The sequence below is a fragment of the Kitasatospora sp. NPDC127035 genome (assembly GCF_042726075.1).
Lineage (GTDB): Bacteria > Actinomycetota > Actinomycetes > Streptomycetales > Streptomycetaceae > Kitasatospora.
Window position 1 is genome coordinate 59,864 of record NZ_JBHXDN010000046.1, and the last position, 18,456, is coordinate 78,319.

The 18,456-nt window shown below is 73.7% G+C and carries 13 protein-coding genes; 6 read left to right on the forward strand and 7 right to left on the reverse strand.

Annotated features, from left to right (window positions below; translation table 11 throughout):
• Nucleotides 1-47: 47 nt before the first annotated feature.
• The gene (locus ACFWIC_RS27500; RefSeq protein WP_380520252.1) at nucleotides 48-1,400 is read left to right on the forward strand and encodes a M1 family metallopeptidase; all 1,353 of its coding nucleotides are present in this window, start codon (nucleotides 48-50) and stop codon (nucleotides 1,398-1,400) included.
• A 60-nt stretch (nucleotides 1,401-1,460) separates the two neighbouring features.
• On the opposite strand, the gene ACFWIC_RS27505 is transcribed toward ACFWIC_RS27500, so the two are convergent.
• The 4 genes from ACFWIC_RS27505 to ACFWIC_RS27520 form a co-directional block, all read right to left on the reverse strand.
• The gene (locus ACFWIC_RS27505) at nucleotides 1,461-2,441 is read right to left on the reverse strand and encodes a hydroxyacid dehydrogenase (protein ID WP_329877063.1); all 981 of its coding nucleotides are present in this window, start codon (nucleotides 2,439-2,441) and stop codon (nucleotides 1,461-1,463) included.
• A gap of 101 nt (nucleotides 2,442-2,542) precedes the next feature.
• Complete coding sequence (locus ACFWIC_RS27510) at nucleotides 2,543-3,394, reverse strand: carbohydrate ABC transporter permease (protein WP_329877028.1); 852 nt, start codon at nucleotides 3,392-3,394, stop codon at nucleotides 2,543-2,545.
• Nucleotides 3,391-4,329 (reverse strand): carbohydrate ABC transporter permease, encoded by a 939-nt coding sequence (locus ACFWIC_RS27515; RefSeq protein ID WP_380520260.1) that lies wholly within the window; start codon nucleotides 4,327-4,329, stop codon nucleotides 3,391-3,393. Before ACFWIC_RS27515 ends, ACFWIC_RS27510 begins: the two co-directional genes overlap by 4 nt.
• A gap of 2 nt (nucleotides 4,330-4,331) precedes the next feature.
• Nucleotides 4,332-5,678, reverse strand: coding sequence for an ABC transporter substrate-binding protein (locus ACFWIC_RS27520; protein WP_380520253.1), 1,347 nt, complete (start codon nucleotides 5,676-5,678; stop codon nucleotides 4,332-4,334).
• A 342-nt stretch (nucleotides 5,679-6,020) separates the two neighbouring features.
• Between ACFWIC_RS27520 and ACFWIC_RS27525 the strand changes: the two genes are divergently transcribed.
• Nucleotides 6,021-8,024 (forward strand): DUF2264 domain-containing protein, encoded by a 2,004-nt coding sequence (locus ACFWIC_RS27525; protein WP_380520254.1) that lies wholly within the window; start codon nucleotides 6,021-6,023, stop codon nucleotides 8,022-8,024.
• 124 nt (nucleotides 8,025-8,148) lie between these two features.
• Here ACFWIC_RS27525 and ACFWIC_RS27530 read toward each other — a convergent pair whose 3' ends face one another.
• Nucleotides 8,149-8,583, reverse strand: coding sequence for a hypothetical protein (locus tag ACFWIC_RS27530; protein ID WP_380354104.1), 435 nt, complete (start codon nucleotides 8,581-8,583; stop codon nucleotides 8,149-8,151).
• Between the two features lie 267 nt (nucleotides 8,584-8,850).
• Complete coding sequence (locus ACFWIC_RS27535; protein ID WP_380520255.1) at nucleotides 8,851-9,936, reverse strand: substrate-binding domain-containing protein; 1,086 nt, start codon at nucleotides 9,934-9,936, stop codon at nucleotides 8,851-8,853.
• A gap of 304 nt (nucleotides 9,937-10,240) precedes the next feature.
• On the opposite strand from ACFWIC_RS27535, the gene ACFWIC_RS27540 reads away from it, so the two are divergent.
• The 3 genes from ACFWIC_RS27540 to ACFWIC_RS27550 all read left to right on the forward strand — a co-directional run bounded on the left by ACFWIC_RS27540 (nucleotide 10,241) and on the right by ACFWIC_RS27550 (nucleotide 15,516).
• On the forward strand, nucleotides 10,241-12,034 hold the full coding sequence (locus ACFWIC_RS27540; protein WP_380520256.1) for a beta-galactosidase family protein: 1,794 nt from the start codon (nucleotides 10,241-10,243) through the stop codon (nucleotides 12,032-12,034).
• A gap of 243 nt (nucleotides 12,035-12,277) precedes the next feature.
• Complete coding sequence (locus ACFWIC_RS27545) at nucleotides 12,278-13,336, forward strand: substrate-binding domain-containing protein (protein ID WP_329951359.1); 1,059 nt, start codon at nucleotides 12,278-12,280, stop codon at nucleotides 13,334-13,336.
• Nucleotides 13,337-13,497: 161 nt separating this feature from the next.
• On the forward strand, nucleotides 13,498-15,516 hold the full coding sequence (locus ACFWIC_RS27550) for a carbohydrate binding domain-containing protein (protein ID WP_380520257.1): 2,019 nt from the start codon (nucleotides 13,498-13,500) through the stop codon (nucleotides 15,514-15,516).
• A gap of 306 nt (nucleotides 15,517-15,822) precedes the next feature.
• Here ACFWIC_RS27550 and ACFWIC_RS27555 read toward each other — a convergent pair whose 3' ends face one another.
• Nucleotides 15,823-17,130: an extracellular solute-binding protein gene (locus ACFWIC_RS27555; protein WP_329951361.1), complete on the reverse strand. Its 1,308-nt coding sequence runs from the start codon at nucleotides 17,128-17,130 to the stop codon at nucleotides 15,823-15,825.
• A 465-nt stretch (nucleotides 17,131-17,595) separates the two neighbouring features.
• On the opposite strand from ACFWIC_RS27555, the gene ACFWIC_RS27560 reads away from it, so the two are divergent.
• The gene (locus ACFWIC_RS27560) at nucleotides 17,596-18,312 is read left to right on the forward strand and encodes a GntR family transcriptional regulator (RefSeq protein WP_380520258.1); all 717 of its coding nucleotides are present in this window, start codon (nucleotides 17,596-17,598) and stop codon (nucleotides 18,310-18,312) included.
• Nucleotides 18,313-18,456: the final 144 nt, after the last annotated feature.

Sequence of the window (18,456 nt, forward strand, 5' to 3'; positions counted from 1 at the left end):
CGTCCACCGTTCCGTTCCGGCCGGTCCCCGGGGAGCGCGGCAGGTCCGTGCGGATCCTGCCGGCCGTCCTGGCCTGCCTCGCCCTGACCGCCACCGCCACCGGCTTCGTGCCGCCCGGCGGCCGGCGGCACGAGCCGGCCCCGACACCGGCGGCGGCGGTCTACACGGTCGCGCTGACCGGTGACTCCGCGGGAGGCCGGTGGTCCGGGCACGAGGAGGTGAGCTTCACCAACGACTCCCCGGAACCGCTCCGGGAGGTCCAGCTCCGCCTGTGGGGCAACGCGCACGGGGGCTGCGCGGAGCCGGCGGTCACGGTGACGGGCCTGGTCGGAGCCGCCGGGGACGCGTTCTCGGTGGGCTGCACCGCGCTGCGGGTCACCCTGCCGGTCCCGCTCGGTCCCGGGGACCGGCACACGATCGGCTTCGACCTGACCGTCCGGGCCCCCGAACGCGCGGACAGCGCCGACCGGTTCGGACGGCACGGGGCGTACAGCTACTTCGGCAACGCGCTTCCGGTGCTCGCGGTGCGGGACGCCGCGGGCTGGCACCTCGACCCGTTCACCGACACCGGGGAGTCCTTCTACACCCTGGCCGCGGACTTCACCGTCGCCCTGGACCACCCGTCCGGCCTGGGGGTGCCGGCCACCGGCACGTCGACCGGGGCCCCGGGTTCCGCGGGACGCACCGTCACCACGGCGACCGCCCGGCAGGTGCGCGACTTCGCGTGGGCCGCGGGCCCGTTCGGCACCGTCTCGGGCGTCTCCGCGGGCGGGGTGGTGGTCAACGTCCACACGGTGGCCGGCGTCGGGGCGGAGGACGCGCGGGCGATACTGGCCGTCGCGGTGTCCGCGACGGACGCGCACTCCCGGGCGTTCGGCGCCTACCCGTACGCGGAGCTGGACGCCGTCCTGGACGACGACCTCTGGTTCAGCGGCATGGAGTACCCGGGATTCGTCCTGGACCGGGTGAACACGACCGCGCTCGTCCACGAGGTCGCGCACCAGTGGTGGTACGGCGTCGTCGGAGACGACCAGTACGGCCGGCCCTGGCTGGACGAGTCGTTCGCCGAGTACGCCACGGACCTGGCCCTCGGCCGGGACGGGGCGGACTGCTGGAACTCCGTCGCGTGGTCGTCGCCGCAGGAGCGGATCACCAACGGCATGGCGTACTGGGACGACCACCCGGCCCGGTACGGGGAGGTCGTCTACGGGTACGGCGGGTGCGCGCTGCACGACCTGCGCCGGCTGATCGGCGCCGGGGCGATGGCCGACCTGCTCCGCGGCTACGTCCGCGAGCACTGGTACGGCGTGAGCAGCACCCCGGCGTTCAAGACCGCGGCCCAGGCCGCCACCGCCGAGGACCTGGCCCCGTTCTGGGCCGCCCACCGGATCGACGGCTGACCGCCGCCCGACCACCCGGGTCGGGTCGGTCGGGCGGCGGCGGGCCGTGGACGGCGCGCTTCACGCCGTGCGGTGGGCGTCCTCGGCGTGGACCGGGTGGGCGAACGGCTGTCCGGCGGTGTAGCGGGCGAGCTCGTCGGCCGCGGCGGCGGCCATCCGGTGCAGCTCGCGGCCGAGCGAGCCCGCGATGTGCGGTGTGAGCACGACGTTGGGCAGGTCGTAGAGCGGCGAGTCGGGCGGCAGCACCTCGGGGACGGTGACGTCGATGACGGCGTCGAGCCGCCCCGTGGTCAGCTCGCGGACCAGGGCGTCCTGGTCGACGAGGGAGCCGCGGGAGGTGTTGACGAGGGTGGCGCCGTCGGGCATCAGGGCGAGCCGCCGGGCGTCGATCAGGTGGTGGGTGTCGGGGAGCTCGGGGGCGTGGACGCTGACCACGGCGCTCTCCGCGCACAGCTCGTCGAGCCCGACGGAGCGGGCGCCGAGGCGGGCGGCCTCGGCCGGTTCCACGTACGGGTCGTGGAGGAGCAGGTCGAGGTCGTGGGGGCGCAGGAGTTCGAGGACCCGGCGGCCGATCCGGGAGGCGCCGACGATGCCGACGGTGCGCCGGTAGTTGCCCGCGTCGGCGTAGGCGGCCTGCCAGTCGTACGGGGCGCGGCGGGTCCGGTAGTCCTCGCGGATGCGCAGCAGCTGCTTGTTGGCGTGCAGGACGGCGGCGACGGTGTACTCGGCGACGGGGAGGGCGTTGGCCCAGGCGGCGGAGGTGACCTGGATGCCGCGGTGCCAGCAGGCGTCGGTGATGTGGTGCTTGACGGAGCCCGCGGCGTGGATGACGGCGCGCAGCCGGGGGGCGGCGGCGAGGACGGCCTCGTCGATCGGGGGGCAGCCCCAGCCGGAGACGATCACCTCGGCCCCGGCGAGGGCGGTGGCGGCCTCGGGGGTGGTGAAGTCGTCGAGGACGAGCGCCGGGTCGAGGTCGGCCAGGGCGCTGAGACGGGCCATGGTGTGCTCGTCGATCAGGCGGCCGGTGAGGTCCCGCTGCATGGCGAGCACGGCGCGGGGGCGGCGCACCGCGCCGGCCCCCTCGGCCGCCGGGGGGTGGGGCATGGTGTTCGTTCCCTCGGGGTCGGCGTGGGCGGCGGGGTTCACTTGACGCTCCCCGCCGTGAGTCCGGCCTTCCAGTGCCGCTGGAGCAGCACGAAGGCGAGGATGAGCGGGACGACGGCGAGGAGCGCGCCGGTGACGACCAGCGGGTAGTACTCGGGGAAGGCCTTGGTCTGGGCGTTCCAGGTGAAGAGGCCGAGGCTGACCGGGAAGAGCTCGTTGTCGGAGAGCATCACCAGCGGCAGGAAGAAGTTGTTCCAGATCGCGGTGAACTGGAACAGCACCACGGTGACGAAGCCGGGCATGACCATGCGCAGCCCGATCGACCAGAAGGTGCGGAGCTCGCCGGCCCCGTCCACCCGGGCGGCCTCCAGGACCTCGCCGGGGACGTAGCCGGCGCAGAACACCCGGGCGAGGTAGACCCCGAAGGGGTTGACCAGGGAGGGCAGGAAGACCGCCCAGAAGGTGTTGACGATGCCGAGTTCGGAGGCGAGCAGGTACATCGGCAGGGCGAGCGCGGTGGTGGGCACCAGGACGCCGAGCAGCACCAGTCCGAACACCTTCTCCTTGCCGGGGAAGTCGTAGACGTGGAAGGCGTAGCCGGCGGCGACGCAGACCAGGGCGCAGAGCACGGAGCCGAACCCGGCGTAGAGCAGGGAGTTGAGGTACCAGCGGAAGTAGATGCCGTCGCCGGTGGTGGCGAGGTCGTGCAGGTTCCGGCCGAGGTTGATGTTGTCGGGGGTCAGGGCGTTGCCGCCGAGGAGGTCCGCGGTGTTCTTGGCGGCTGCGGTCAGCAGCCAGCCGAGCGGCAGCAGGGTGTAGACGGTGGCCAGGACGAGGGTGCCGTTGACGGCGGTCCCGGAGAGGGTCCAGGGGCGGCGGGGGGTGCTCATGCCGCGGCCTCCTTCCGGCGGTCGGAACGGCTGCGGGTGGCCCGGGTGACCGCGAAGGACAGCAGGGCGGCGGCGAGGGCGAGCAGCACCGAGGAGGCGGCGGCCAGGCCGTAGTCGCCCCGCTCGAAGGCGGCGGTGTAGGCGTACATGTTGGGGGTCCAGGTGGAGACCACGCCCGGTGCGGTGCCGTGCAGGATCATCGGTTCGGTGAAGAGCTGGAGCGAGCCGATGACGGTGAACAGGCCGACCATGGCGAGCGAGGGCTTGATGAGCGGGATCTTGATGCTCAGGGCGGTGCGCAGCGGGCCGGCGCCGTCGACCACGGCGGCCTCCAGCACCTCGCGGGGGATGGCCTGGAGCGCGGCGTAGAAGATGACCATGTTGTAGCCGGTCCACTGCCACAGGGCCATGTTGACCACGGCGGGCAGGGGGTTCCCGAGCGGGTCGGGCCGGGTGCCGAGGGTCTCCAGGGCGTCGAGCACCGGGCTGATGCCGGGGGTGTAGAGGTACATCCAGATCAGCGCCGCGATGATGCCGGGGACGGCGTGCGGGATGAACAGCGCGAGTTGGAAGAACCGCTTCGCGCGGGTCAGCGCGGAGTCCAGCAGCAGGGCGAGGACGAGTGCGAAGCCGGCCATCAGCGGGATGTAGAGCAGGCAGTACCGGGCGATGGTGAGGAAGCCCTCGCGGTAGGCCTCGTCCTCCAGGGCCCGGGTGTAGTTGCCGAGGCCGGTGAAGACGGTCTCGGTGCCGCCGAAGCCGAGTCCCGAGTGGCGCTCGGTGAAGAGGCTGAGCCGGACCGCGTAGCCGATCGGGACGAGGGTGCAGGCCGTGAAGAGCAGGAGGAACGGGGCGAGCAGGACGGCCGGGGCCCCGTACCGCCCGCGCCGCGCGGTGGCGGCGGCGCGGGCGGTCCCGGTGCGGGTGGTGCGGATCGTCACTGGGCGACCTTCAGCCCGCGGTTCTTGAACTCGGCGAGGGTGGCCTGCTGGGCGGCGGCCAGGGCGTCGTCGATGGTGCCGGTCCGGCCGGCGACCTTGCCGAAGGAGTCCTTCAGCGAGCCGTTGGTGAGGCCCATGACCGGCCCCCAGGTCCAGCCGGGCTTGATGGACCTGGCGGCGTCCGGGAACACCGCGTAGAGGTCCTGGCCGCCGTAGAAGTCGGTGTTGAAGGCCTGCTTGGCGACGGGGACGAGCTCGGTGGCGGCGGGGAAGGCGGAGGAGGTGCCGGAGGCGATGCGGGCCTTGAACCCGTCGGCGGTGGTGGTGGCCCAGGTGGCGAACTCGACGGCGGCCTTGGCCTTCTTGCTGTCCTTGGAGACGGCGAAGGTGGTGCCGCCGAGCATGCCGCTGGCGGGGTTGCCGTCCCAGGTGGGCATGGGGGCGACCGCCCACTTGCCGTTGATGTCGGGGGTGGTGCCGAGGTTGGACTTCAGGACGCCGCCGCCCCAGGAGGCGCCGAGGTAGCCGGCGGTCTCGCCCTTCTGGAGGGAGGCGGTCCACTGCTGGCTGAAGGAGGGCTGGACGTGGACGAGGTCCTCGTCGATCAGCTGCTGCCAGTACGCGGAGACCTTCTTCGTCTCGGGTCCGGTGAGGTCGGCCTTCCAGGCGTCGTCGGCGGCGGTGAACCAGCGTGCGCCGTTCTGCCAGGCCATGGCCTCGAAGGTGGTGGGGTCGTCGGGGAAGAAGGTCGCGATGCGGGCGTCGGGCTGGGCGGTCTTGAGCTTCTGCGCGGCGGTGCGGAACTCGTCCCAGGTCTTCGGCGCGGTGATGCCGGCCTTCTCGAAGAGGTCCTTGCGGTAGTAGAACGCCTGCGGTGCGGCGTCCAGCGGCAGGGCCCAGGTCCGGCCGCCGAGGGAGGTGAGCTCGGTGGCCTGCGGCAGGTACCTGGCCTTCAGGTCGGCGCCGACGAGCTTGCTGATGTCCTGGACGGCGCCCTGGCTGACGAAGTCGGGCAGCTGCGGGTACTCGACGTTGAACACGTCGGGGGCGTTGCCGGCCTTGACGGCGTTGGAGAGCTTGGCGTAGCCGCCGGCGTTGCCCGCGGGGATCTCCTCGAAGCTGATCTGGATGTTCGGGTGGCCGGCGTTGAAGGCGGCCACCACCTCCTTGGTGCCCTTGGCCCAGCCCCAGAAGGTGAGGGTGACGGGCTTGCCGTCGTCGGCGCCGGCCGAGCTCTTGGCGTCGCTTCCGCAGGCGGCCAGCAGGCTCACGCAGAGCGCGGCGGCGGTGGCGGTGGCGGCGGCGCGCAGGGCTCTGCGACGGGAGGGCACGAGTGAGCGCATGGCACAGCTCCTAAGAGGGGCGTCACGGTTCCGGGACGGGGGCGTCGGTCCGGGCCGGACTCGTGAGGGTGGGGGCGACTGGCTGTCATCCTGAGCAGGTTGTCGATCGGCGTCAAGGCATCTGGATCGAATGATCCGATCCGATCAGTTGACCGGTCGTCGTCAGGGTCTGATCATCAGGCCCGTGAGCTGCGTGAACGTCGGCCCGGCGAGGTGGATTCCGCAACGTCACAATCTGATCAAGCTGTTCATTTGATCCGACGGTCTTGACGAATGATCAGTCGGTTCCTAGATTCCGCACAGGGGCCCGCCCGCCCCGGACCCGCCGACGAAGGACACCCCATGCCGCTGCCCCCGGAGGACCGACGCCTCAGCCCGCACACCGGCTGGACCAGGGCGCACTGGGAGGCGGCCGCCGACGACCTGCTCGGCGCCGTCCGCCCGTACGCGAGCCCCGGCCGCGCGCTGATCGACCTGCCCGGCGACCGCCCCAGCTGGTCGGGCCGCCGCTCCGACGGCCTGGAGGGCTACGCCCGCACCTTCCTGCCCGCCGCCCTGCGCATCGCCGGCGCCGGCGGCGCCGACCCGCACGGACTGCTGGAGCACTACGCCGCCGGGCTCGACGCCGGCACCCGCACCCCGACCGCCGAACGCGACCTGGCCGACGGCGACCTCGACTCCTGGCCCCTGATCACCGACCGCGGCCAGGCCATGGTCGAGGCCGCCTCGATCGCCTTCGCCCTGCGCCTCACCCGCCCCTGGCTCTGGGACCGCCTCGACGGCGCCGTCCGCGACCGCGTCGGCCGCTGGCTCGCCGACGCCCTGCACCGCGCGCCCAACGACAACAACTGGTGGATCTTCCCCCTGTCGGTCGGCGGCTTCCTCGCCGAGGCCGGCATCGAGGAGGAGGACGCCCGCGCGGCCGTGCGGCGCGGCCTGGAGAAGATCGACCGCTGGTACCTCGGCGACGGCTGGTACACCGACGGCCGCCCCCGCGCCTTCGACCACTACAACGGCTGGGCCCTGCACCTCTACCCCGTCCTGCACGCCCACCTCGCCGACGACCGGCCCCTGCTCACCGAGTACGGCGACCGGCTCGCCGCCCACCTGACCGGCTACGCCCACCTGTTCGGCGGCGACGGCGCGCCCGTCCACCAGGGCCGCTCGCTCACCTACCGGTTCGCCGCCACCGCGCCGCTGTGGGCCGGCGCCCTCACCGGCCGGACCCCGCTCGACCCCGGCACCACCCGCCGGCTGGCCTCCGGCGCCCTGCGGTACTTCCTCGACCGCGGCGCCGCCGACGACCGCGGCCTGCTCACCCTCGGCTGGCACGGCCCCGAACCCCGGCTGACCCAGCCGTACTCCGGTCCCGCGTCCCCCTACTGGGCGGGCAGCGGATTCCTCGGCCTGCTGCTCCCGCCCGGCCACCCGGTCTGGACGGAGCCCGAGCGGCCCGCGCCCTGCGAGACCCGCGACGTCGTGCTCGCCCTGCCCCGGCCCGGCTGGCTGGTCCAGTCGACCGCCGCCGACGGGCTGGTCCGCCTCCACAACCACGGCAGCGACGACCAGCCGGTCGACCAGGTCCTGCCCGACAACCCGCACTACGCCCGGCTCGCCCACTCCACCGCGACCGGCCCCACCCTCGACGGGCCCGCCGACAACCACCTCGCCCTGCTCGTCGACGGCGAGCCCACCGAACGCGGCCGGATCCACCCGCTCGGCACCGGACCCGACTGGGCCGCCTCCCTCTCCCGTCCGCGGGCCGCCGGGCGCGAGCTGCCCGGGGTCTCGGTCACCTCGGTCACCCTCGTGCGCGGCGCCGACGAGGTCCGCGCCCACCTGGTCACCGGCGCCCCCTCCGGCACCGCGGTCCGCCACAGCGGCTGGGCGGTCGCCGGCGGGCGCGTCGAGGCCGCGGTCGTCGGCACCGGCGCGGGCACCGGTACCGGCACCCGCGTCGGCACCGGCCTCGCCATCGGCGCCGTCGTCCGCGCGGACGGGCGGCTCACCAGCGGACTCCGCTCCCTGTACGGCTTCGGCGAGGCCGCGACGCGGACCGTGCCCGGCGGAACCGCGTTCGGCGCCGAGGCCGCCCTGCCCGTCCTGAGCGGCACCCTCGGGGACGGTCCGGCCCTGCTCGTCTGCGCCGCCGGGCTCACCGCCGGGCCCACCGCCGCCGGGCTCACCGCTGCTGGGCCCACCGCCGCCGACCGGCCTCCCGTGGCGGCGGTCGAGGTCGCCGTGCGGTCCGGTGACGGCTGGCGGCTGCGGGTGTGCTGGCCCGACGGCGAGGTGCGGGAGGTGCGCATCGGGGCAGGCTCGGTCCACGTCGGCCGGGAGGGCTGAGCCCGCGCGCGGGGGCCTCGGCCGTTCGGTCCCGGCCCCTCCTCCGGCCGCCCGTCCGGGCGGGCCCCCGCTCGCCGGGACGGCCGCCGCCAGTCCGCGCCCCGGCGGGGGAGGGGCCGGGCCGTCAGCCGGCCGGGACGCCGACCGGCGCGAGGTGGGCCGCGGGGCCCACCGGCGGCCGGGTCCCGGCGGGACGGACGCGCTCGTGGCGCGCCGGCAGTTCGACCACCCGGCAGCCGTGCCGCTCCAGCAGCTCGCCGACCGTCCGCACCTCGGACCCGTCGATGGAGAACACGAAGGGGCCCGGGACCAGCACCGTCTTGATCCACCCGGCGGCGACGCCGCTCAGCAGCCCCTCCAGCGCGGGGAGGCCGTCGGACGCGCGCAGGCCGTTGTCCAGGTACAGCAGCGGCTCCGGCAGGCCCAGGACCTCGGCCAGGTCCTCCAGGGCCCGGCGGTGGCACTCCATCGCCGTCGCGTCGAACGGGTAGCAGCGCAGGTAGACCGCGACGCCCGGGGCGGCGTCGACGGCGCTGGTGTCGTGGGGGCTGCTGTCCATGGGGTCACCTTCTGCCGATCGCGGTTGGTGGGAACCCGGCGCCGCGCCCGCCCCACGCCGTGTCTCCAGGACACGCGAACGATCGATGGGTAATCAATCCGGGTCCCTACGCATCTTCACCGTCGGTCACCGGATCGGCCTGGTATTGGCACGTTCCGTGACCGGCTGCGCCCGGCCGTGCCCGGACCGCCCGGATCGCCCGGCTGCGCCCGGGCCCGCCCGCCCGGCACGGGGCCGGGCGGTCCCGGGGCCCCGCCGATCGCCGCGTCAGCCGCCGCAGGAGGTGCGCACGCGCAGGACGGGAAGCAGCGTGGTGCGGTGGACCGGCAGTTCCGGGCCGGCCACGAGGCGCCGCAGCAGCAGGTCGAACGCCGCCTGCCCGACGGCGCGCTTCGGCGGGGCGACGGCCGTCAGCGGAGGCGCGGCCAGGGCGGCGAACACGTCGTCGTAGGCGATCAGGGCGACGTCGTCGGGCACCCGCAGACCTCGGGCGCGCAACAGCGGCGGCAGCCTGATCGCGTCCTGGTCGTTGTGGACGAGCACCGCCCGGGTGCCCTCCGCGGCGGCCTCCGCGATCCGCGCGGACAGCAGCTCGGGGTCGGTCGGCACGCCCGTCGGCGCCAGCGTGTCGAGGGTCGGCAGGGGCCGCAGCCCGAGCAGGCGGGTGCCCTCCTCGTACCCGGCCCGGACCTCCTCGGCCGTCCAGGAGTCGCCCCGGGCGGCCAGCAGGACGCGCTTGTGGCCGAGGCCGGCGAAGTGCCGCAGGGCGCTCAGGACCCCGTGGCGGTGGTCGGAGCCGACGGTGTCGAGGTGCGAGCCGGGGCCGTCCGGGGTGGGGGAGCGGCGCTCGACCAGGACGGCGGGCACCGGCAGGGCGTCCAGCCAGGCGCAGCCCTCCGGGGCCTGGCCGGGGAGCAGCCCGGGGGCGAGCAGCAGGCCCTCGGCGCCGGACTCCAGCAGCCGTTCCACCTGCACCCGGTCGTCGCCCGTGCCGTACGGCGCGATGCCGAGGACCAGCCGGGCCTCCGCGGCGGTGGCGGCCGTGCGGGCGCCGGCGATGACCTCGTCGAAGTAGGAGCCGACGGAGGGCACCAGCAGGCCGACGGTGCGTCCGGCCCGGCCGGTCCGAAGGCCGCCCCGGGCGGGGGCGCGGTCGGCGTCGGGCCGGTCGAGCGAGACGAAGCCGTGCGAGCGGCTGAGTCTGCCGGCGTCGGCGAGCATGGCGACGTCGCGGCGGACCGTGACCGCCGGGATGCCCAGTCGGTCGGCGAGGTCCGTCAGCCGTACCTGCCCGCCGAGATCGCCGACGGCGGTCACGATGAGCCTGCGGCGCTCTTCTCCCGAAGCGGTCATCCTGCCCTCCATCGCCGGTCCAGTGGATTTGATCAAACAGTATCGTTCGATCGAAATACGATCAAGGGGCGTGTTCCTTATCGATTGATTGACCACCCGATCGATGAGCTCGTAGGGTGCGTACCGGTGATCGCCCGCCGGTCACATCCGCCCGCCCCGGCTCCCGTGCGGGCCCGCACCGCCCCGGTTCCCGCCCCGGTCCGTGACCCACGCCGAGGCGCGCCCGCCCCGGCGGACGCCGGCCACGCCGCGCCGGGCGCGCCCACCCGCCCACCCTCCCGCCCGCCCTACCGCGGAGGCACCCATGGCCGACCCGGCCGCCCCCACGTCCCTGACCGTCGACGGAGACACCTTCCTGCGTGCGGGCCTCCCGCACCGGATCGTCTCCGCGGCCGTCCACTACTTCCGCATCCGCCCCGAACAGTGGCTCGACCGGCTCACCCGGCTCCGGGCCATGGGCGTCAACACCGTCGAGACCTACGTCGCGTGGAACTTCCACCAGGCCGCCCCCGGGGTCAGTGACTTCGACGGCGACCGCGACCTCGCCGCGTTCGTCCGCACCGCCGGCGACCTCGGGCTCGACGTGATCGTCCGGCCCGGCCCGTACATCTGCGCCGAGTGGGAGTTCGGGGGCCTGCCCGCCTGGCTGCTCGCCGACCCGGCCGTCCGGCTCCGCCGCGTCGACGGGCCCTACCTGGCCGCCGTCGACGCCTGGTTCGACGACCTCGTCCCCGTCCTGCTCCCGCTGCTCACCTCCCGCGGCGGGCCCGTCGTCGCCGTCGCCGTCGAGAACGAGTACGGCAGCTACGGCAACGACACCGCCTACCTGGAACACCTGCGCGCCGGCCTCGTCCGGCGCGGTGTCGACTGCCTGCTCTTCACCGCCGACGGCGCCGAGGACGGCTTCCAGCTCGGCGGCATCCTGCCCGGGCTGCTCACCACCGGCACGTTCGGCTCCCGGCCCGAGGAGTCCCTGGCCTGCCTGCGCCGCCACCAGCCGGTGGGCCCGCTGGTCTGCATGGAGTACTGGACCGGCTGGTTCGACCACTGGGGCGCGCCCCACCACCTGCGCGACCCCGCGGAGTCCGCTGACGTCCTCGACCGGATGCTCGCCGCCGGCGCGTCCGTGAACATCTACATGGGCCACGGCGGCACCAACTTCGGCTGGTGGAACGGCGCCAACCACGACGGGACCACGTTCCAGCCCGACACCACCAGCTACGACTACGACGCTCCCGTCGGCGAGGCCGGCGAACTCACCGAGAAGTTCCACCTGTTCCGCCGGGTGATCGAACGCCACCTCGGCCCCAACCCGCACCCCCTGCCGCCGCTGCCCGCACGGCTCGCCCCGCAGAGCGCGCCGTTCACCGCGAGCGCCGGCCTGTCGGCCGCCCTCGACGACCTGGCCACCGTCCACCACCGCCCGGAACCCGAACCGATGGAGGCCCTCGGCCAGAACCTCGGGCTGATCCACTACCGCACCCGCCTGCGGGGCCCCCTCGGCCGCGGCGAGCTGCGCGTCGACGGTCTGGCCGACCGTGCCCAGGTCTTCCTCGACGGCCGGCCGCTCGGTGTCCTGGAACGCGACCGCTCCGACGAGGCCCTGCCGGTCGAGGTGCCCGAGGGCGGCGCCGTGCTCGACCTCCTCGTCGAGAACATGGGCCGCGTCAACTACGGCCCGCTGCTCCACGACCGCAAGGGCGTCACGGGCGGCGTGCGCATCGGCAACCAGTACCAGCTGGGCGGCTGGGAGATCCGCCCGCTGCCCCTGGACGACCTCACGGCAGTGCCGTTCGCCGCACCCGGCCACCGGGACGGGCCCGCCTTCCACCGCGCAGCCCTGACGGTCGCGACGCCCGCCGACGGGTTCCTCGCCCTGCCCGGCTTCACCAAGGGCATGGCCTGGCTCAACGGTTTCGCCCTCGGCCGCTACTGGGACCGCGGGCCGCAGCGCACCCTCTACGCCCCCGCCCCGCTCTGGCGGGAGGGGCGCAACGAACTCGTGGTCCTCGAACTCCACCGCGCGGGCACCCACGTCGAGCTCCGGGACCGACCCGACCTCGGCCCGGCGGTCACGGAGGAGATGCCCCAGTGGTGACGGTGCCCGGCGGCGCCCGCGCCCCGGGGCGGCGTTCCCGGGGTGACGCGCGGTCGGGGTGACGCGCGGTCGGAGCCCGACCGCCCCGGCCCGTCCGCCCCGGTCCGTCCGCCCGGCCGTCCGTCGTGCGCTGACGGACCGTGTGCCGACCGAACACGGGCCGTGCATCGACCGAATGATAGATTCCTGTCCGCCTGGGCAGGTGACCCCGCCCGGCCGGACGACGGGCAGGGGAGTGTGGGGATGTCGATCTCGGCGGACGAGCGCCGCACCCGGATCCTTGAAGCGGTTCAGGAGCTCGGCTCGGTCCGGCTGACCGACCTCGCGGAGCGGCTCGGCCTGCCCGCCGTCACCGTCCGCCGGGACGTCGCGGCACTCGCCGACTCCGGCCTCGTCCGCCGCTCGCACGGCTCGGTGTCGGCCGCGACCGGGGCGGGCGCCGTCGCCACCGGGCACGGGCCGTCGCTCGGCCTGCTCGTGCCGGCGGTCGGACAGTACTTCGACGAGATCATCGCGGGCGCACGGGCCGCCGCCGGCCGGGCCGGTGCCCAGCTCGTGCTCGGCATCTCCTCCTACCAGGCAGGTGCGGACCGCTCCCAGGCCGAGCAACTGCTGAAGTCCGGTGCCCAGGGGCTGCTCCTCGCGCCCAACTGGACGCCCGACGACCGGCCTTCCGACCAGGCCTGGGCCGAGGAACTGCCGGTGCCCGCCGTCCTGGTCGAGCGCAGGCCGGTGCCGGGGAGCCCGGCGGAGACGCTCGACTCGGTCGCCTCCGACCACCGCCACGGCGTGCTCCTCGCGCTGCGCCACCTGGCCGGGCTCGGACACCGGCGGATCGCCCTGGTCGCCCGACGTGACACCTGGACCGCGCACGAGGTCCGCCGGGGCTATGCCGAGGGCTGCGAGGTGCTGGGTCTGCCCGTGGAACCCCCCGTCGACATCGTCACCCCGGTGGCGGACCTGCCGGCGGTCGCGGACCGGCTGGCCGAGGGCTGCGCCCGGGGTGTGCGGGCGGCCGTGGTCCACAACGACCAGGACGCCATCCAACTGCTCCCGTTGCTGCGGGCCCGGGGGCTGCGGGTGCCGGAGGACCTGGCCGTCATCAGCTACGACGACCTGTTCGCCGGCCTCGGGGCACCGCCGCTCACCGCGGTGGCGCCGCCGAAGCAGGCCGTGGGCGCGGAGGCGGTGGGGCTGCTCCTGCGCAGGCTCGGGAGCGTGGCCGAGGCCGGTCCGGTGCACCACGTGCGGCTCCTGCCGGTCCTGACGATCCGTGAGTCGTGCGGAGCGGTGTCGGACTGACGCACCGTGGGGGACCGTCTGACGCACCGTGGGGACCATATTGATCGTTTGATCAATATGCGGGAAAATCGATCGAGATGGATTGACTCGATCAGCGGGCCGTCCTAGGGTGCGGGCGGGCGCCCACCCTCCGTCCCTCCCCCACCCCGGGAGCTTCTCGCATGCTCGTTCCCCCCACACTCAGACGTGCCGCGATCGTCGCGCTGACGGCGGCCGCACTCCTCGTTCCGGCCCTTCCCCCGGCCGGAGCCGTCACCGCCGCCCCTGCCGACCCCACCGGCACCGCCCGCTACCTGGACTGCTCGGCCGCCTCGAACGGCACGGGCAGCCAGAGCAGCCCCTGGAACAGCCTCGCCACCGCCAACGCCCACGTCCTCGGCCCCGGTGACCGGCTCCTCCTCAAGCGGGGCGCGACCTGCACCGGAACCCTCAAGCCGCAGGGCTCCGGAACCGCCGGCGCACCGATCACCCTGGCCGCCTACGGCACCGGCACCGCCCGGCCCGTCGTCGCCGGCGACGGCGCCACCACCGAGAAGGCCGCCGTCCACCTGTTCAACGTCGAGCACTGGGAGATCCACGACCTCGACATCACCTTCCGCGACACCGGCTCGACCAAGCGCGAACGCAACGGCCTGCTCGTCGAGGTCGCCGACCTGCCCGACGGCGTCGGCAGCCACTACCTGGTCGACGACGTCCACGTCCACGACGTCAGGGGCGACGCCACCAAGTGGTCCAACGGCATCCAGTTCCGCGTGTCCGGCACCACCACCCCCACCAACTTCGACGACGTCGTCGTCCAGGACTCCCGCATCGACAACGTCGACCGGGAGGGCCTCACCAACCGGACGACCTGGATGTGCCGGCCCCAGTACGGCACCGGTGACGACTGCGGGACGAAGAACAACTGGCGGGCCAACACCCGTCTGGTCTTCCGCGGCAACACCATCAGCAACACCGGCGGCGACGGCATCGTGCTGCGCGCCGCCGACCACGGCCTCGTCGAGCACAACACCGCCTACGACATCGCCATGCGCCCGATGGGCGCCAACGCGGGTATCTGGACCATCAATTCGGACGACACCCTCATCCAGTACAACGAGGTCCACCACGTCCGCCGGCTGTCCGACAACAGTGACGGCATGGCCTTCGACTCCGACTTCGGCAACAACCGGGCCGTCTTCCAGTTCAACCACAGCCACCACAACGAGGGTGGCTTCATGCTCTTCTGCGGTTCCTGCGGCAAGGGTTCCAGCAGCACCGGAACCGTCGTGCGCTACAACCTCAGCCACCACGACGAGGACCGCTGGCTGGCCGCCTCCGGCGAGAACAGCGCCGACCTCTACCACAACACGGTCTACCTGCCCGCCGGTTCCACCGCCGACCTCGTCCAGGACGGCTACGGCGCCACCCTGGCCCGGTTCACCGACAACGTCTTCGCCAACCTCGGCAGCGGAGGCTTCGACGGACTGGACAACAGGGGGACGTACGAGGCCAGGAACTTCACCTGGGCCTCGAACACCTTCTTCGGCAGCCACCCCGCCGGCGAGCCGGCCGACCCCGAGAAGAAGACCCACGACCCGCGGTTCGTCAACATGGGCGGCACCGCAGCGGCCGACTACCGGCTGAGCGCGGCCTCCCCGGTCCGCGGCACCGGCACCGCGATCCCCACCCTGGGCACCCGGGACTACTTCGGCAACGCCGTCCCGCAGGTCTGCCGCGCCGACCGCGGCTTCCACCAGGCCGCCGCGTTCGACGACGGCACCTGCGCCCCGATCGACCTCGTGCGCAACCCCGGGTTCGAGAACACCGCGCTCAACCCCTGGACCGGCTACGGCGGCGTCACCCTGGACAGCTCCACCGGGCACGGCGGCGCCCGTTCGGTGAAGGTCGGGCCCGCCCAGGCCGCCGCCGAGCAGGTCATCCAGGTCAGGCCCGGCACCACCTACACCCTCGGCGGCTGGGGCAAGGTCTCCGCGAGCGGCACCGAACTCTCGGTCGGCGCCAAGCAGTACGACACCGCCGGCTCCTCCGCGCGGACGCTCTTCACCACTACCGCCTTCACCGAAGGATCCGTCACCTTCACCACCGGTCCGACCGCCACCACCGCCAGGATCTACTGCTACGTCCGTAGCGGCACCGGCCACGGCTGGTGCGACGACATCACCGTCCGCGCGCACTGACACGCCCCGGCGCCCGGCTCCGGACCACCCCCGGGTCCGGTGCCGGGCGCCTCCCTGCCGGGCTCCGGTCGCGGCTCCGGGCCCGCCGCTCCGGGGCAGGGGTGTCGGAATACCGGCGGTGGCGGGCTTCCCCGTTCCCCCCGGCGCCCGGCCCGCCTCCTCCTCGGTGCCCTGCGGCCCTGCCCACCGGCTGCCCCGCCCGAGGGTCGGCCGGTCGCCGGTGGACCGGGCAGGGCTGCCGAGCAACGGGAGACGTCCCGTCCGGGCCGTCAACGACGCGGTGAACCGGGCCGGCGCGGCGCGGGATCAGCCTCCGCGCAGGGCCTTGTCGACCGTGCTGTCGATGCTGCGCAGCGCCTGGTCGACGGGCGTCCGCCCGTCGACGCCGGCCGTCACCTCGGACTTCTGCGCCTCCCAGCGGGCGGCGAAGCCGTAGCGGTCCTGGAGCAGCAGGTCCGCAGTGCTGCGGTCGAACTGGGCCATGATCGGTGCCCAGCTGGGGTCGGTCTGGTAGAAGGCGTCGACGGCGGCCTTGGTCTCGCGCGGCACCTTGGCGGTGTCGTACGGGAAGATCCCGTGGAACTCCATGAACCGGGTGCTGACCGAGGGGGAGGCGAGCCAGCGCATGAACGTTCCTGCGGCACCCGGGTCGGGCAGGTCCGAGCGGGCCACCAGGCTGTGGCCGCCGACGGCCGAGCAGCCGCTCTTCGGGCCGATCGGCATCGGGGCGGCGGCCCACTTGCCGTGGGTCCTCTCGTTCCCGGCGGCGATGTCGGAGATGACGCTCTGGTAGAACGAGAACATCGCTACGTCGCCGTTGATGAAGCCGCTGAGTGCGCTGACACCGGGCGTGGAGATCTTCTCGGTGTAGAAGGACTTCATGTACTCCATCGCGGTGCGCCCGGCCTCGGTGTTCTGCGTGGAGGTCCTGAAGTCGGACGAGACGAGGCTGCCGCCGGCCTGGCAGAGGAAGCTCTCCCAGGTGGGGTTGATGGCGTTGAGGTGGTCGTCCATGCCCTTGAACTGCCAGCCCGTCACCTTCTTCCCGGACGCGGCGGAGCGGGCGCCGACGGCGGCGGCGGTGGACTTCAACTCCTCCCAGGTGCGGGGTGGTTCGTTGAAGCCGTACTTCTGCAGGACGTCCTTGCGGTAGAGCAGGACGTTGACGTCGAAGTACAGGGGCGCGCCGTAGAGGCGGCCCTGGTACTCGTTGACCTTCGCCAGGGGCCGGAACCGGCCCAGGTCCTCGGGGGTGTAGCCGAGGGTGTCCAGCGGGGCCAGCTCGGCGGCGGCCAGCAGGTCGAGTTCGAGGCCGTTGTTGGCCAGCCAGACGTCGGGGCCCCGGCCGCTCTTCACGGCCTTCTTGATGGTGTCCCGGCCGGTCTGCCAGTCGAGCACGGTGAGCTCGACGGTCACCCGGCTCTGCGAGGCGTTGAAGTCCTCGATCAGGTGCTTGAGGTTGTTCGGCCGGCCGATCCAGAACGGCATGGTCCAGAAGGTGACCGTGGTGCGCCCGGGGGCCTGGGCCGGGGGGTCGGGGGCGCAGGCCGCGGCGGTCAGGGCCGTGGCGGCGGCCAGGGCGGTGGAGACGAGTCTGTGGGGCAGGGACGTCATGGGGGTGGAACTCCTCGGGTGGCGGAGTCGGAACCGATGGCGTAGGGTATTCGATATACTAAACGGCTTCCAGGGGGCTGACCGTTTTGTTTCGTGGCCGGTGGCCCCGAGTGGTCCCGGCCGGCCGGCAAGGGTGCGCCGCGCACCCCGTGGGGTGCTGAGCGCGGCGATCGGCGGCAGGCCGCGCCCGCCGCCGCTCCCGAAGGCGTCCGGCCCGGTCGCCGCCGCGTCCGCGGGTGGATCGAAGCCGGGGTCGTCGCCCTCCACCTCCAGCCGGACCGCGCACGGTCGGTGACCGTCCCGTGTGTCGAGAGGAAGCCGCGGGCCGACAGGTTCGAATTTGGTATACGAAATCTCTTCAGGTGAGACCGTTCGGAGAAATCGGACAGGACCGCTGATCGGGCGCGGTGGGAAAGGTTTGGCGCAGGAGTCCCGGAGTCCATGGATATCGCATACGATGAACGAATGGGACAGAGCAGCTGGGCGGAGCGCATCCCCGCCGTGAAGAGCAAGGCCGATCTCGCCTACGAGAGTCTGCGCAGTGCCATCGCCCAGGGCGACCTCAAGGCCGGCGAGCGGATCAACATGGACGAACTCGCCCGGAGCTTCGGGGTCAGCAAGATCCCGATCCGTGAGGCGGTGAAGCGGCTGGAGTCGGACGGGCTGCTGGTGTCCAGGGTGCACGCCGGGGTCACCGTGGCCGGCATCGACGTCACCGAGATGCGCGGCGTCTTCCTCGCCCGTGAGGCCATCGAGGCGCTGGTCGCCGAACTGGCCGCGCAGCGGATCGACGACCGGCAGCTCGCCGAGCTGGAGGACGTCCAGGAGCGCATGCGCGCGGCGCTGGAGCGCGACGTCACCGGTGAGATGGCCGAGCTGAACTCCCGCTTCCACCAGCTCCTCGCGGAGGCGGCGGGCTACCGGGTCCTGGGCGACCTGACCGAGCAGCTGCTGATGACCATCCGCCGCTACCGCATCGCGGCGCCGCTCGGCGAGCGCAACTGGCGCTCGGTGGTCGACGAGCACGACACCCTCGTGGCGGCGCTGCGTCGGCGCGACCCGGAGGCGGCGTCCGGCGCGGCCCGCGCACACATCAGCTCCCAGGCGGCGCACGAGGTCGAGCAGGGGGGTGCCGAGGGGGAGGGCGCCGGGGCGAAGGGCGCCGGACCGCAGGAGGGGTGAGGGCGGGGCGGCCGTCGCCCGGCGAGGGGCGGTCGACACGGCAGCGGCGGCGCGCGAGGTGATCGCGCCCCCCCCCCGGGGGCGGTTTAACGCGGGGGTGGGGCCGGGGGGGGGGGGGGCGGGCGGCCCGCCCCCCCGGGGCCC